The following is a 16,423-nucleotide window of genomic DNA, read 5'->3' on the forward strand; positions in this document are numbered from 1 at the left end:
ACACTACACATTTATCTTTAAATCAACTGCCACGATATGTGCTATATCCGCCAGGTGCCACCAACAGTGGAACATGATAATGGGAATTCGTGTCAGCAATTCCAAACCTGATTGGAACTTTATCTAAAAAAGGCGTTTCACCATCTCCTACACATTGTTCCCGAAAATAATCCGCTACATAAAAGACTAATTCATATTCTCCTGATTCTACATTACCTTCGGCAAGCAACGGGGCATCCACCCTGCCATCGCTGTTTGTAGCAACTGTCTTTAAAAGTGACCGCTCGGGTCCTAACCGCCAAAGTTCTACTTTTAAATTTTTTGCTGGAAGGCCCTTGGATATATCAAGGACGTGTGTGGTTAATTTTCCACTCATGCTTCTACACTTTCTGTCGGAAATTCTAAGCCTTCATTTACAAGATCTTGGCGGTTAACGACAAATCCCTGGAAGCCGTATGGAGGTCTTGGTTCTGTGAACACCGCACCCTCTGAATCCGGAATCTCCACAATTGTTTCCCACGTACGGTTATTTGATAAAAATTGAACTTCAGCAAGCTGTGGGAAACGCTGTAATACACGACAGCCGACTCGATAAATTAAATCTTGGATTGATAATGTTTCAGCTTCATGGAAGACAGATGCTGCAATATCACGGACTTGTTCAGCAGGTACATAAACAGCAGGATTATCAGAAACAGCATCCTCTTTATCATTATAGCGGTAGAAAATATCAAGATAGATATAAAGCGGACGGTCCTTAGCTTCTGGAAGAGTTGTGTATTCATCTTGGATGAAGCCATAGAAGGAGCTGCCGGTTACCTTAATTAGGTGAAGATTTTTAATGCCGCTCTCTTGCTTTACAAGCTGATTACCTTGTTCAGTCCGCGCAACTTTGACAGTTGTTGTAATTAATTCATTTCTGGAGTGACGATATACTAACGGGCTGGCCTCCAGTCCATTTTGTCCTGCCACTTGGACTGTTTCAAAAGGAACTTCATCTGCGGTGATTTCTACGGATGTAATGTGTGGATACGTATCAAGGAAGCGGTTACAAACAAATTTTAAAAATCCTTCAAAGGTTGGTCCATGATACTGCGCTGCTTGACGAAGAATGAAATTTTTCATGGAATCCGTAGCGACAACACAGCTGTTATCAGCTTTTGTGAAAGAGTGAAGGAAGTCTCCCTCAAGGGCAATTTTGGCATTCATTCCAAAAATAACATTGTTGCGGCCGGTAAAATTCGACTCCGGAATAGTCTTGATTCCTTCTAGCGGGGTTTGGTACGTCCGGAAAACAAAAACATCACCTTTACCATAATAGCAAACTCTCTCTTGTGAACTCATTTAAATTCCTCCCTAAAATTTTTTTATTTCAACCCTGAATCGCCGAAGTGCTGCTCCTGCGTTTCAAGATATAGGAACCAAAAATGATACAAACTTTAAGTCGTCAGGTCTTTTACTTGATGATAAAATCCTCTAGGCGGAAGAAGGCGATTTTATAAATCTGGGTAAGTGCTTCCTGCAGTTCCTCTGCCGGATCGTTATTCACCCGTTCCTTCATATTGCCTCGAATCGTTTCTTTCGTTTGTCCTTTTATTGCCATGATGAAGGGGAATTGAAATTTTGATGTGTATGCGTTGTTGAGGGATAAAAATTCTTCGTGTTCTTCTTTAGTGAGCTGATTTAGGCCGGCACTTGCCTGTTCCTTGACAGAGGCATCGGCCATTTGAACCCGTGCCGCCAGATCAGGATGGGCCCTTAACAAAGCGAGCTTTTTTTCCATTGTTGATTCCTTCACCGTTTCCACCATCGCTTGGTGAAGATCAGCGACAGACTGGAATGGACGGTTCACCCAGGTCCGTTCGGCCACCCATGGCGAATGTTCAAATACCCAGCCAAGAACTTCTGTGAACGCCGGCTGATCTAAACTATTAAGCGTTTCGAGCTCCATAGTCATTTTGATTCCTTCCTTTCTTCTCTATAACACCTTCCAAAATGGCCGGTGCAAATTACTCTCTCACCTCTTGGATTAACTTTATTTTACCTTCATTAATAGGGAAGGTCATTAGCCACAAGTGACAAATTTCACGCCAATAAAGTGTGCTCTGTGCACACTGGGTTAAAAACCATCCCCAAAAACAAGTAAATTAAACGAATTGTGCACTAAGCACATCATAAGGTAAACTACTATTAAACAACCAAAAAAGGAGGGAACGACATCATTGAAGCTGGCTTTAGCAGAAGCATTAACAATTCCACCACTTCACCAATGTGAAATGATAGCTGGTACACAAGGTCTAGGCCGGACCATTATATCAGTAAATAGTTTTGATGCACCTGATGTGATGAGATGGTTAAAGACGGGGGACTTAGTTTTAACGACGGGGTATATTTTTTTAAATAATGAACAAGCATTAATTAGTTTAGTGTATGATTTGGCTGAAAGAAATTGTGCCGGATTAGGAATAAAAACAGCTCACTTTCCAAACTCCCTGCCTCAAGATATGATCTTGGCAGCAAACAAGCTAGCATTTCCCATTTTCCGAATCCCTAACGAATTATCGATTGCCGACCTAATCCAAACAGTACTGCGTGAATTACTAACACCACAAACGAATACGGAAACCAACCTTCAAAACATAGCCGTTAATGAAAGTCCTGATTTTTCAACCAATTCCGTTCTGAAGCATATTCCTAAAGAAATTCTAAAAGACTACTATTCTGCATTTTTATCACCATTAATTTCTCACGATCAAGAAAATCATTCGGAATTATTAAATACCTTAGAAGTCTATCTTAATTGCGGCGCAAAGACAACGGAGGCCGCACAAACAATCGGCGTTCATCGAAACACCATCCACCAGCGAATCAGCAAAATAAAAGAACTCCTCGGTATGGACCTTAACAACGGTAAAACAAATTTCAAATTACAATTAGCTATAACAATGTTTCATTTAAATAAATCGAGTAGAGGGAAAATAGGTTGACTATTTTCGCCCCTCTCACAACACCGTACGTACGGTTCGCGTATACGGCGTTTCAATTTATATTACAGTGTGTACTTTTAGGTAACGTTCTAGAGCAGAGGGTACTCCCCTCTGCTTTAGTCTTTTGTTTGAGATTGCTCTTTGGACAACTTTTGATAACCCGATGTACCGGTATCCTTTCCGGCAGAACGTTAATCCTTTCGCTTCTTCTTCGGGTATTCCTAGTTGAATTAGCGACTTGATTTGTTTTGCCGATACTTTCCATTGTTTCCAGATGATTACTCTTATTCTTGAGCGTAGTTTCTTATCAATTCGACTTGTTAATTTTTTCATATTTGCGATTCTAAAGTAATTTACCCACCCGAACATGACTTGTTTCAGTTTCAATATTCGGTAGTCTAGCGGAACACTCCAGTTTCGCTTTGTCAGTTGTCGAAGCTTCCTTTGAAATTTCTGTACTGAAGTTGGGTGAGGTTTCGCTTGGTATCTCTTGTTTGTGAAATCGTAGTAATACCCAAATCCTAAGAATTTCAATTCTTTTGGGCGAGAGATTTTACTCTTTTCGACATTGACTATCAACCCTAATTTTTCTTCTATAAATTTCACGATTGATTTCATCACTCTATTCGCTGCTTTTTCACTCTTCATAAAGATGAGGGCATCATCCGCATATCTCACGAATCGTAGTCCTCTACTTTCTAATTCCTTATCGAATTCATTTAACATAATATTACTTAAGAGCGGACTGAGGTTGCCTCCTTGCGGAGTCCCAATTGGTGTTTCTTCATATTTCCCATTCACCATAACCCCACTGACAAGGTATTTTCTTATTAGTGATATGACCTCTCCATCATTTATTGTGTTAGATATGATTCGCATAAGTTTATCGTGGTGGACTGTATCGAAGAATCTTTCAAGGTCAATGTCTACTACCCAATCGTGTCCATCATTCAGAATTTCCAAGCTTTTTATAATCGCCATTTCACAACTTCTTTTTGGTCTAAAGCCGTAACTGAATTCACTGAACTGCTCTTCAAATATCGGACTGAGAACTTGATGAATGGCTTGCTGAACTACTCTATCCACTACTGTTGGTATTCCCAATTTGCGCATCTTTCCATTTTCTTTTGGGATTTCCACTCTTAAGGCAGCTTGTGGTTGGTATTTTCTTGTTCTGATACGCTGACGCAGCTCATCCTTATTCTCTTTCAGATATTGCTTTAATTCATCGACCGTTACTCCATCGACCCCACTTGCACCTTTATTTTTATAGACACGTAAGTAGGCTTCATTCATATTTTTATTACTTAGAATCTGTTCTAAAAGTTCCACACTCGTTTCTCCTTCCCTCTCACGTAGTAAGTGATAGCTCCCTTTTGGTTATCCTTTGAGATACGCTCATACTTTCGCCATTAACACATTCGGAGTACGTCACTCACGCATTCGTGGTGTTGAAACACTATAAATTGTTCAGCCCTTCATGAATTTTCATTCATTACTATGGCTTCTGCTGACTTCTTGCGGCTAACCTTTTTCGACTGTATTTCTGTACATCCGCAAGACCTCCCAGGGTAAGACAACTATCTTTCCTCTTTTACTCGCCTGATTTACTCTATAAAGTTACGCACATCTTTTGGACTTTGACTTGATATGGAGCCTTATCCTTTTATAAAGCCTTGGTATCAGATTTCTGTTCGTCGAGCCAAGATTTTATTCCACGCTTCCTCCAGCCCCTACCTCACGGTAAGCGCCTTGCGTTTCCTTAGTGGTTGGTCGATGTGTACCCCCACAGTGGACTTTCACCACCTAGATAGTTGTCATGCCTGGCACACATATTAAAAAGGGCCCGATCAATCAGGGCCCTTTACTTTAAAATTAATATTGAGTTGACCTTAACTGCGATTCCGAATAACCCGGCAGCATTCCCAGCATTCTGGCTATTCGAATCGCCAGCAACAGGCGGAATTGAACCTGATTATCTGTTAAATCCAATTCCAGCAATTCCTCAATCCGCACAATCCTAAATTTTACGGTGTTTCTGTGGACAAAAAGGCGATTGGCCGTGTCTAACAGTTTCCCGCCGCATTCCAAATAGGCTTCTAAAGTAAACAGCATATTGAATCCGTTTTCCTGATCATACTCAGAAAGAGATTCCAGCATACTATGAAAATAATTTTTCAAGGAATCTTCCGGTAATTGCTGCAATAATCCCTCAGGTGCATAGTTCCTATATTCAAAAACAGTATCCTTTACTTCCTTTGAAAGTTTTTTCCCTAACGAGATGGCCTCTAATGCCTCCTTATAGCTTCGTCCAACCGTCCCCAGCCCGGCACAAGGTAAACCAACCCCTATCTGGACCTGGTGTTTAGGAAATTTTATATGTATTTGATTCGCCAAGAAACTGGCTGTTTTTCTCGCAAGATTCGCTAACTCATGTGACTTAAGCGCCGTTACCGATACCAGCACCGCCAATGCCTGTGGAAAGGGAATACTGATTAATCTAGCATTTGCCTTCTTTTCCGCCGCACTGACTAGTTGGGAAAAAACAGAGTGAACCATCTTCTGTTCCACACCACTTAAATATAAAAGGACAAAGTGGTTATCATGCCTTATCTTAAGCTCATCAGCAATCGAACGTACCTTCTCTTCATCCGTTTTTTCTCCCGTCAGCAGTATTTTAAAAGCTTCATCCTTATCACATGATTGCCGTTGTTCATCTTCAAGAATCTCTCTTGTAATGGATAAAAGAGAATCAGACAAGACATTTTCATAGGGGAGCTCGATCAAAGGCAGACCTAAGCGATCTGCCTCCTCAAGCATACAAGCGGGAATTTCCGTCAAATAACGTTTTACTTTAATGGCCAAGCCCGCACAGTTACGTTTGGCGAGGTCATTGAGCAATTTTATTTGAGTCGCTTGATGATCTTTAAAGACATAACCGGTTGTCAGGAGCAAATCGCCCTGTTTTAACCAAGAGGTATCTGGCTCATCCATGATACTGACAGAACGAATGTTGCGGTTTAACCCACGACCCCCTGCCACTACACGACAGCCGGGAATCAGCCTTGTCTTTAAAATATCAGATACCGTAAATGCCATTGCTCAACGCCTCCATTCAAAGAATAGTTTTAATGGGACTCTTTTGCAGCAGCCATTTCTGCATTTTCAATTCCATGACCAGCATGACTTGCCTTCGATGATGTACCATTTAAAATCATGTTCAAGACAACCAGGACAAGTGAACCCATTACTACCCCGTTTCCTAACAGTAAGCGGGCAGTACTCGGTAAATCTACGAAAGCACCAGGGACCCCTTTAATCGCTAAGCCAATTCCCACGCCTACAGCAACGATGAGTTGATTAGCTGGAGATGCCAAATCTTCCTTCGCAATAATTTTCAGCGCCGCGGAAATCAACATCCCAAACATTGGAACCATGGCCCCTCCAAGCACAGCTGGAGGAATCATCGTTGTTAAAGCACCAACCTTTGGCACAAGCCCCAGCACAATCAGGATACCGCCAGCTGCAGTCAATACTCTTAAATTGGTTACCTTTGTCAAAAGAACAAGACCGACGTTTTGTGAGAAGGTCGAATGGTTAAAGGAATTGAGGAATCCGCTGATAAATCCTCCAAGACCTTCAGCACGCAATCCCCGTTTAATATCATCTGATTTAATGTCTCTTCCTGTGATATCACCAAGCGCGAAAAATACACCAATACTTTCAATTGCAATAATAAAGGTGATAATGGTCATCGTAATGATTGAAGAAATATCGAATGTTGGTACACCGAAATAAAATGGCTGAGGCACATTAAACCATTTTGCTTCTAAAAAGACGTTAAAATTAACCATTCCGAAAAAGCTTGCTACAATCGTACCGATTACCATCGCTAAAAGAATTGAGATAACTTTAATAAATCCCTTAAACATGGTGTTGAATAATAAAAAGCATAATAACGTAAAAAGTGCTATCAGCAAGTGCTTCGGATCACCAAACGTTTTAGAGCCTGCCCCGCCTGCAGCATTGTTCATCGCTACTGGCATCAACGAAATACCGATGATTAGAATAACCGAACCAGATACGATTGGAGGGAAAAACCTTACCAGTCTCCCTATGAACGGGGCACACAGGGCCACGAGCAGTCCTGCGACAATAACGGCCCCAAAAACCCCCGTTATCCCATGAATTTTCCCTATCGCAATGGCCGGTTCAACATTTATGAAGGAAACTGCCATAAGAGCCGGCAATTTGATCCCGATATGCTTTCCGCCCATAACCTGGAGCAATGTTGCAATACCACATGCCAATAAGTCAAATGAAATTAGATATACAAGTTGTGCCTGCGTCAGACCTAATGCACCAGCCACAATAATTGGTACTGCCACTGCACCGCCATACATAACGGCAATATGCTGGAATCCTAATGCCAGCGTTTTCCCTGTTCCTAATCTTTCCATCTATATTCCTCCCAAATTCCAAAAAGTTTATTGGTGGTGGAGCCGCTTCTGTTCATTCATGAAGAGTTTGAGTGGTTCGGCAAAACAACGCCTATTCCGAATATAGTTAATATTCAGATAATTTTCTTCATACAGGGATGAATGTGTCTATATAGAAGCTAGTTCTATTGTGGGATGGTTTCAGTGTTTTCTTGTGGCAATATTTCTCCATTTCGATAAACAATGGATCCTTTTACGATGGTGATTCTATTTTTCCCCCTAAACGTTTTTCCAATATAAGGAGAATGGGTATGGCGGTAAAAAAGGTCATCTGCTTTCAACGTAAAGGATTCATTTAAACTAATCAATGCCAAATCGGCATCGCTTCCCTCGGCTACTGCCCCTTTTTGCGGGTAGAGGCCAAATCGTTTCGCAGGGTTGGTGGACATGGCGGCTGCAATCTTTTGCAAGGATATGTTTCTTTTGCAATATCCTTCTTCCAATAGAACGGATAAACTAGTCTGCGCACCACTTATTCCCCCCCATGCTGCAAACATATTACCGTCTTTCGAACTCTTCATTTCCGGCGGGGCAGGAGAATGGTCAGAGCCAATTACATCAATCTCACCGTTCGCAAACACTTTCCATAATTCCTCTACTTCTTCTGAGCTTCTTAATGGCGGTGCGCATTTTGCAATTGGTCCCAGCCTCGCGAAATCATCACTAGTAAGTGATAAATAATGCGGGCATGTTTCAACGGTTACATCAATTCCCTTTTTCTTCGCTTCTGTTATTAATTCAACAACTTTACTGCTGCTTGCATGAACAATGTGGACCTTGCATCCGGTCAATTCAGCATAGGATAACAGCCTTCTGACAGCCTCCATTTCCGATATAATCGGACGGGATTCACAGTAATCCAGGGCCGAAAACTTTCCTTCTTTAATTTTACCGGCAGCTAGTACCTCCGTCATAACAGTGCTTTCTGCATGGACAGCCAAGATCGACCCAAGTCTTGCGATTTCACCCATTCCTGCCATTAGCGTGGCATCATCCGAATGATGAAATTCGTCAATTCCGCTTGGTGACATAAAGGCTTTAAATCCAATTACACCGGTTTGAATTAGTTCCTCGAGCAATTGGACATTTTCCGGGACGAGGCCTCCCCAAAGCCGGAAATCTGTGACAGATTTCTTAATCGCTTGCTCCTGCTTTAATCGGAAACCGTAAGCATCAATTGTTGGAGGGTTGCTGTTCAATGGCATATCAAAATATGTTGTCACTCCTCCCGCCGCAAGACTTTTACTTCCGGTCAAGATGCCCTCCCAGTCCGTTCTTCCCGGTTCATTAAAATGGACATGAGTGTCGATTAATCCAGGAAAAATGTGAAGACCGCTTGCATCTATTTCCTCTTTAGCTTTCCCTTCTATCGGAATATCTCTTGTTATTTTAATTATTTTTCCATTCTTGATCCCTATTTCACCTGTAAAACTTTCCTCAGGACCAACAACCATTCCATTACGGATAATTAGATCATATAATAGCATAATTGACTAATACCCTTCCTCTCTAAACCAAGGTCCGCATAGTGAAAACGCTGCCATTAATATAAATTCTTTGTTAACCCATTAATTCCTCCCGTCTTTTAATATAAATTTAGAAAAGTTCTTATTAAAGAACTTTTCTATTTCATCCTCTCCCGAAAATGTATGAATACGGGAGAGGAATCATTCCTAATAAAATTGATAGATTTAGAGCCTTGCCCATGCTTGGATTAAGGTTCTCTTAGACTGTGCGATAATCGCATCGGAATCCTCATTTCTAACCGGTTTTACCTCAAATGCTACAACATTTCTTGACCCTTCCCCGATATAGCCTATTTCTAATAGCATTCTTAAATATTCCGTTAATTCCTCGACGTCATTCTCACTTCCCGGGTAGCCGAATCGCGGATGCTGGTCACCATAGGCAGGATCATTTTTATCCTTAATATAGCAATTACCGATATGAGCGTGATTAATATAATCACGAGCAATGGTTAAGGCATCCTTTGAGGTTTCCCGCTGCATCGGAAGATGGCTCAAATCCAGCATTAAGCCAAAGCTTGGGTCTACTTTTCTTACTTCCTTCGCAATTTCAACCGCCAAATGATTTGGTCCAATTAGGCATTTTTTATCGGTTTCATCATCAAAGGTTTCTAATGAGAGTACTAGATTACCCTTCTGTCTAGCATACTGGGATAATTCAATTATCGAATCAGTAAGCAATTGGAGGGCTCTATCCACATCCTGATCCGGTTTAGGACCGCTTAAGAAACCTAATTTCGCAGCATTCAACTCATAGGCTTGGTCGATTCCGGCTTTTACAAGATCAATCGCCGCCTTCCGTTTTTCCGGATCAAACGAGTTTAAGTCGCCTTTATTGCTAAGAAGGATTGGCTGGGCACCAAAACCAACTGCCATCCGCCCGGATTGCAGCAGGGAGGAAACCTTTTGTCTTTCTGCAGGATCATTGACCCTTGTTACTTCAATCCCTGAAAAAAAGTCATCCGTGACGATTTTCCTAACTGTTTCTGAAATTTCCCCCTCACCCTTCATGGCTTCTGGATAGGCCATAAAGTGAACAATACCAACCTGCATAAAATGTTGAAGATCTGTTTTCATATGCAATACCGGAATAAATCCGGAACTTCCCCCTTCCACAAAGGAAAAAAGAGTCCACTGCTCTTATTTCCCTTTTTATTAGATTGATTATTTGTTAGAATATTCAAAGCCAGTTAAACTACCGTTATTGGAGAACCCGCAAACTGCCGTTGGGTCGACAACCACTTCAATCAGGTATGGTTTGCCGCTGTCCACCGCTCGCTGCAATGCTGGTTTAATGTCATCATAGTGGGTAACAAGTTCCCCGCGGACGCCCATTCCGGCAGCGGTTTTCACAAAATCAATACCGCGCTCATCATTATCGCAGAGTTCATTTTTGTAAATCAGGTCTGTAGAGATATCGCGCTCATCATAAAACCAATTTTGTTGCTGGCGAATCAATCCAAGTAATGAATTATTCATAACGAATACGATTACGGGAATATCATGTTTAGCGGCAGTGGCAAGATCCTGCAGGGACATTCCAAGACTTCCGTCGCCTAGAATATTGACGCTTTGACGCTCTGGGAAGGCAAGCTTCGCTGCCATAGCAGCCCCTAATCCCCAGCCCATCGTACCTGCACCGCCTGTTAATAAATAACTGCGTGGAACATAAGTTTCAAACAACTGACAGGACCAAATTTGGCTGATTCCGCAGTCATGCGATGCAAAAGCATCACGGTCTAAGAATTCGCGAAGCTCTTTCAGGGCGCGTTCCGGTCGAATCGGAAGTGTATCATAATCTTGTTTACGGGCATACTTCTTTCTCTCCTCGGTTAAATCAAGCTTCTTAATGCCTGGTTCAACCGCTGCCGCGATGCCCACATCCAAGGATTTATAAACCTCAGTTAAGCCCGCCATGAAGGATTTCACATCGGAAACGATTCCAAGCTCCGTCTGTACGGTTTTGCCAAGTTCTTTAGGATCCAGGTTAATGTGGATAATTTTTGCATCGCGCTTAAAAATATCCACTGCGCCGGTGCTGCGGTCTGCAAAACGGCCGCCTAGATTAATGATCAGATCCGAATTTAAGATGGTCATATTTCCGTATGGTGTATCTAGCATTGTACCCATTCTTCCGGCAAACAGCGGATGATCGTTCGGGAAAGTATCCATCCCCATACCAGTTGTAACCACAGGGATTTGCAATGTTTCTGCCAGTTCCTTTAGCTCTTCCGTGGCATTTGCAAGGTTTACTCCACCTCCGGAAATAAGAACAGGTTTTTTCGCATCCTTTAATAGGTTTAGAACTTCATAGAGTTCCTCCTTAGATGCAGAAGGCAGTACCTCTGGCTCATCCACAAACTCATCCCAATCCACTTCAAGTTCAACCTTTTGCGTATTGATAGGAAGGTCAATTAATACCGGACCCTTTCTTCCGGTTGTTGCAGTGGTCCATGCTTCATGAATCATTTTTGCTGCATCTTTGCCGTCTGTTAATTGGTAGACTGCTTTACAGACCGGCTTCGCCATTTCACAAATTGGCGCTTCCTGGAACTGCATTGTTCCAATAAGTGTAGATTTTTGCTGGCCTGTAAATGCAATCATTGGGATGGAATCCATCCATGCTCCATATAGTCCAGTCAGGAAGTTTGTTCCCCCAGGACCAGAAGTGGCCGCACATACACCAACCTTGCCAGTTGCCCGTGAATAGCCGTCTGCCATAAACGCTGCGGTTTGCTCGTGACGGACAACATAAGATTTTATGTTTGTCTTCTCACGAATCGCATCATACAATGGAAGAATCGCAGCCCCTGGTACACCATATAATTGATCCACGCCTTTTCGAACTAGATAAGCTGCAATTGCTTCAGCAGCGGTCATTTTTTGCTTTGCCATGTTAATCCCCCAGTTCACTATCTATTTTTTTAAATATTTCCGTAATCGTGTTTTTCTGACCTACATTCCCTGGAAACACAATATAAGTTGTATTTTTAATTCTCGCTTCTTCTCCTGTGAGTAAAACAGGAACCCCTGCAGCCGCCTGGCCGAGTATTTTAGCCTTCTTGATTCCTAAACCGCTCGTAGCAATATCACTGGAGGTGATTCCTCCTTTTGCCATAATGAATTTTGGTTTTACAGTTAAGGAGTGGACTAATTCTACTAGAGCTTGGGAGATGATTTGACTATACTGTAAATTCTCCTCCTTGCTTACCGCTTTGATGACAGTTCTGCTTGTGTAGAGTACTGTATTGTCACCATTTTTAATGGAGGCTTCTAGTAGTTTGGCGGCCCTTTCCATTTCGCCTTGTCTTTGGTTCTTTTCTAAAATCATTTCCACATTCAATTCAATTGGTCTTATATGAACCTCCGAAACTAAGTCGGAAAGCTGCTCTGTGGTCAATTTCGTATGGGAGCCGACTACCAGTAATCCACCAAAATTCTTACCGTCAGATCCTCGAGCCATTTCCTTTGCTTCAAGATATGGTTTATGGGAAAACCCACCTAATGACTTTACTAAGGAGGCGGCGGTCCTAAACAGGAAGTGCTTCCCTCCTTCAATAGCCTTTAACAGTGCCAGGGAAACAACATCCAAATCCTGATAATTGATGGCGTTCACAACAATTGGCACATTCCCGGAAGCTTTATCTAAAATTGAAAAAACTTGATCGACACCGCCGCAGCGTATATCTTCAATAGAAATGGATAATACTTGGTCCGAAGTAAACAGTCCTTCCGATTTCTCCTGCACATAATCTGGCAGAAAAGCCTTTGAGTAGCCAAATACTGCATCCTTGGCGAATTCTGTATTGTTCACCGGAACCAGATTTTGATTGACCAAAAGATAATGAGTATTATCGACTGTATATCGATTCCCTTCGAAAAAGGCCGGTATGATAAGGTGCCCATCAATGCTCCAGTCCAGCTTTTCGGTCAGTGCTTTTTCCAAAACGGAAATTTCTAATGGATAATGGCCGCGTAAAGTTGAGTCACTTCGGCTGATGATCGTGAAGGATACATTCAATTCCTTTGACACCACCGCTAAGTTTTCAATAATTTCTGTATTGATTCTGGCGGCTTTTTCCGGCTCATAGCTTCTCGTATTCGTTAAAATATAGAGAACTTGTGTATCCTCCTCGAGGCCTTTACGAATCCAGCGTTTATCCCAATCTGTGATAACGGAAACATCATGGACTGTCTGGACTCCAGTTGGGTCATCATCTAGCACAATTAGCTTATGATTTAATTCTTTCAGCTTGGAAAAGATGGTTTTCCTTAATGGGGTTTCCCCCTGTAAGGTGGAAGAATTGCTGATTATTTCTTGAAAAATCATATCGGTTTTAGTTGTCAAGGCCGACGCCACCTCCTAGGTCTATTTGATTAATGCTGAATCGACCAGTTTTTCTGCAGTTGCAGTAATGTTTGCTGCTCTTAGTTCAAAGAAATCCAAAAGCTCATGCATTTTACCGGATACTCCGAAGCGGTCCTGTGTGCCAATCCGTTTTAAAGGCACTGGGCAATGTTCGGAAAGGACCTCCGCCACAGCGCTTCCTAATCCGCCGATTATGGAATGCTCTTCTATTGTTACGACCCTCTTAGTCTTAGCGGCAGAGGTCGCAATCGCTTCAACATCAATTGGTTTAATGGTGTGGATGTGTAGGACATCTGCTTGAATCCCTTTATTGGCAAGCGCTTCGGCTGCCTTAAAAGTTTCATCAAGCATGATTCCTGTACTGATTAAAGTGACATCGTTCCCGTCACGGTATTTTATTGCTTTTCCGATTTGGAAACGGTCTTCCTTTTTCGTGACAATTGGAACAGGCAGCTTTCCAACCCTTAAGTAAACCGGACCTTCATGGTAATATGCTGCTTCTACCGCCTTTTCCATTTCCAGGGAATCAGCTGGAACAATCACCGTCATTCTTGGTAAGGACCGCATAAGCGAAATATCTTCAAGCGGCAGGTGTGTCGCTCCTTCCTGTGCTGCCGATGTTCCGGCATTATGGCCGACAATTTTCACATTATTGTTCGAGTAGCATACTGAAATCCGCATTTGGTCATAGGCACGGCCTGTTAAAAAGTTGGCGTAAGCATTGGCAAAGGGGATTTTTCCGCCAATGGCCAATCCGGCGGCCGTCCCTACTAAGTCGCATTCAGAAATCCCGACATTAAAGAATCGGTTTGGAAATTGATCCTTGAAAAAATTTGTCATATTGGATTTAGCACAGTCTGCATCAAGTACAACCAAATCTTCATGTTGATGCCCAAGTCTTATTAAAGCTTCGCTAAAGCCTTCGCGTGGTGCTTTTTGTACTGCCATTTAAACCAACTCCTTTAGTGCCAATTCTAGTTCCTCGTCATTTGGAGCTAACCCGTGCCACTTGTGGGTATTCTCCATAAATGAGATTCCTTTTCCCTTCACCGTGTGCGCCAGAATGGCTGTAGGCTTTCCTTTCACCGTCTTCGCCTGTTCGAACGCTGAATGGACCTCTTCAAGGTTATGTCCGTCAATTTCGATCACATGCCAGCCGAATGCTTCCCATTTGGCTTTAAAATCCTTCATGCCTTTTATGTTTTCTACGTAATCATCTAGCTGGATTTTGTTCCAGTCGATAATCGCGCAAACATTATCCAAATTAAAGTGGGCTGTTGTCATTGCTGCTTCCCAAACTTGCCCTTCCTGTGACTCGCCATCACCAATCATCACGTAGGCTCTTCTTGGCTTGCCATCAAGTTTGGCAGCCATGGCTACTCCGTTCGCTAATGACAGCCCCTGCCCTAGTGAACCAGATGATGCATCCACCCCTGGGATATGCTCACCGCATGGGTGGCCATGAAGGCGGCCGTCCACATCTCGGAAGGTCATCAGTTCTTCAACTGGGAAGAACCCTTTTTCGGCCAAAACCGAATAATAAACTGGTGTACAGTGCCCCTTGGATAAAAAGAATATATCCCTTTCCTCCCAATCAGGCTCATTTGGATTGACATTCATATGTTCAAAAAATAAATCTGTTAATAATTCGGTTGCTGATAAAGATCCACCTGGATGCCCGCTACCCGCATGATGGGTCATTTTGACAATGTGACGGCGGATTGTTTTCGTTAATTCCTGTAAATATTCTTTACGTTCAGATGCAAGCTGCATTAATCCTTCCTCCTTTGTTGCTTATTATGAAACACAGTTTCTTTTAATGTGCAAAAAAATAATTATGCCATCTTTTTTGGGCCACCCACCCTTTTCGTTGCTTATTAGGAAACGTTGTTTCAGTTAATACCTAAAAAAAGAGCAGTTAATTATTTGAGCACATTTCGAATTATTGTTGCTTATTATGAAACCGCGTTTCTAATGTGTTTTATTAAAGAAATCATAACACCGCTTTAAAATGATTTCAATAACCTTTTTATGAATTTTCTAATTATTCTTTCGACAAAAAAAGACATGATTCTCGCAGAACCATGTCTTCTCACGTTTATGTAAAAAGACATGCTCGCCTAGAGTCATGTCTTTATTTCACTTATTCTCCTTTATACCCAAGGCGTCTTGAAATCGATGAACCAACTTCAATTAACTTGTCCTTAAGTTCATCCAGCCTTGCTTCCGTCATTCTCATGGAAGGACCGGAAATACTTACGGCACCAATCACATTTCCAAGATGATTAAATATTGGCGCAGCCATACAAGTAACACCTGGTTCATTTTCTTCCCGCTCTACTCCATAGCCCTTTTTGCGGATTTTTTGCAGATTATCCAATAATTCAACTTGGTCCGTTATTGTATTGTCTGTGTGTCTTGGCAGACCTTTTTCCTCGATCATATCCATGACCTCTTCAGTCGGCAAATATGCCAATAAAACTTTCCCAGCACTTGTGCAATGCATCGGAACACGCCTGCCAACCTGCGAGTGCATTCGCAATGTTTCACTGCCCTCTAATTTTTCAATATAGATCGCTTCTTTTTGTGAATAAATGATTAAATGGATCACTTCATTTGATAGATCTACCAATTCTTGCAAATATGGCTTTGCTTCTTTTCGGATATCAATGGAATCTAACAGCTTGGCGCTCAATTCCAAATATTTATAACCTAATTTATACTTCTTCGTATCTGGGTCCTGTTCAATGTAGCCGTGGGAGGCAAGGGTGGCTAAAATCCGAAATATAGAACTTTTATTTAAACCTAATTTTTCGGCCAGCTCCGTTACACCTAAACCGCCCTTCTGTGAACTGACATAGTTAACAATAGTTAAGGCTCTATCAATCGATTGTACCATGTTCCGACCCCTCTATCTTTGCTATTAATATTTATAAGGAGAATCAAATGCTGTACTTTTCATAGAATCTATTCTGTTCTCATTATATCACTATATTTTTAAACGAAGAAAGGATATTCTCAAATGAAGAATACCCTTTCAAT

Annotated in this window: 14 protein-coding genes; 1 reads left to right on the plus strand and 13 read right to left on the minus strand. The window is 42.0% G+C overall.

The window, feature by feature from the left end:
- Positions 1–22: 22 nt before the first annotated feature.
- From uraH to uraD, 3 genes are all read right to left on the minus strand, one after another.
- Complete coding sequence (gene uraH / locus KHA99_RS02230) at positions 23–376, minus strand: hydroxyisourate hydrolase (protein ID WP_213115800.1); 354 nt, start codon at positions 374–376, stop codon at positions 23–25.
- Complete coding sequence (gene pucL / locus KHA99_RS02235; protein ID WP_213115801.1) at positions 373–1,344, minus strand: factor-independent urate hydroxylase; 972 nt, start codon at positions 1,342–1,344, stop codon at positions 373–375. Before pucL ends, uraH begins: the two co-directional genes overlap by 4 nt.
- A gap of 112 nt (positions 1,345–1,456) precedes the next feature.
- On the minus strand, positions 1,457–1,957 hold the full coding sequence (gene uraD / locus KHA99_RS02240) for a 2-oxo-4-hydroxy-4-carboxy-5-ureidoimidazoline decarboxylase (RefSeq protein ID WP_249366394.1): 501 nt from the start codon (positions 1,955–1,957) through the stop codon (positions 1,457–1,459).
- Between the two features lie 265 nt (positions 1,958–2,222).
- Here uraD and KHA99_RS02245 point away from each other — a divergent pair, with 265 nt between their 5' ends.
- Positions 2,223–2,987, plus strand: a complete 765-nt coding sequence (locus KHA99_RS02245) for a PucR family transcriptional regulator (RefSeq protein ID WP_213115802.1) — start codon at positions 2,223–2,225, stop codon at positions 2,985–2,987.
- A 57-nt stretch (positions 2,988–3,044) separates the two neighbouring features.
- On the opposite strand, the gene ltrA is transcribed toward KHA99_RS02245, so the two are convergent.
- The 10 genes from ltrA to KHA99_RS02295 form a co-directional block, all read right to left on the minus strand.
- Complete coding sequence (gene ltrA / locus KHA99_RS02250) at positions 3,045–4,319, minus strand: group II intron reverse transcriptase/maturase (RefSeq protein WP_213115803.1); 1,275 nt, start codon at positions 4,317–4,319, stop codon at positions 3,045–3,047.
- A gap of 543 nt (positions 4,320–4,862) precedes the next feature.
- Entirely contained in the window at positions 4,863–6,086 is a 1,224-nt protein-coding gene (locus KHA99_RS02255) for a PucR family transcriptional regulator (protein WP_213115804.1), read from the minus strand.
- 29 nt (positions 6,087–6,115) lie between these two features.
- A complete protein-coding gene (locus KHA99_RS02260; RefSeq protein WP_213115805.1) occupies positions 6,116–7,447 on the minus strand; it encodes a nucleobase:cation symporter-2 family protein in 1,332 nt (443 codons plus the stop codon).
- Positions 7,448–7,611: 164 nt separating this feature from the next.
- Positions 7,612–8,973: an allantoinase gene (locus tag KHA99_RS02265; protein ID WP_213115806.1), complete on the minus strand. Its 1,362-nt coding sequence runs from the start codon at positions 8,971–8,973 to the stop codon at positions 7,612–7,614.
- 204 nt (positions 8,974–9,177) lie between these two features.
- Positions 9,178–10,089, minus strand: coding sequence for a sugar phosphate isomerase/epimerase family protein (locus KHA99_RS02270; protein ID WP_213115807.1), 912 nt, complete (start codon positions 10,087–10,089; stop codon positions 9,178–9,180).
- A gap of 87 nt (positions 10,090–10,176) precedes the next feature.
- A complete protein-coding gene (locus tag KHA99_RS02275; protein WP_213115808.1) occupies positions 10,177–11,907 on the minus strand; it encodes a thiamine pyrophosphate-binding protein in 1,731 nt (576 codons plus the stop codon).
- Position 11,908: 1 nt separating this feature from the next.
- Entirely contained in the window at positions 11,909–13,360 is a 1,452-nt protein-coding gene (locus KHA99_RS02280) for a four-carbon acid sugar kinase family protein (RefSeq protein ID WP_213115809.1), read from the minus strand.
- Positions 13,361–13,381: 21 nt separating this feature from the next.
- The gene (locus KHA99_RS02285; RefSeq protein ID WP_213115810.1) at positions 13,382–14,329 is read right to left on the minus strand and encodes a transketolase family protein; all 948 of its coding nucleotides are present in this window, start codon (positions 14,327–14,329) and stop codon (positions 13,382–13,384) included.
- Entirely contained in the window at positions 14,330–15,154 is an 825-nt protein-coding gene (locus tag KHA99_RS02290; RefSeq protein ID WP_213115811.1) for a transketolase, read from the minus strand.
- A 370-nt stretch (positions 15,155–15,524) separates the two neighbouring features.
- Positions 15,525–16,280: an IclR family transcriptional regulator gene (locus KHA99_RS02295; protein ID WP_213115812.1), complete on the minus strand. Its 756-nt coding sequence runs from the start codon at positions 16,278–16,280 to the stop codon at positions 15,525–15,527.
- Between the last annotated feature and the right edge of the window lie 143 nt (positions 16,281–16,423).

It is taken from the genome of Neobacillus rhizophilus, from assembly GCF_018343535.1.
Classification (GTDB): Bacteria; Bacillota; Bacilli; order Bacillales; family Cytobacillaceae; genus Neobacillus; species Neobacillus rhizophilus.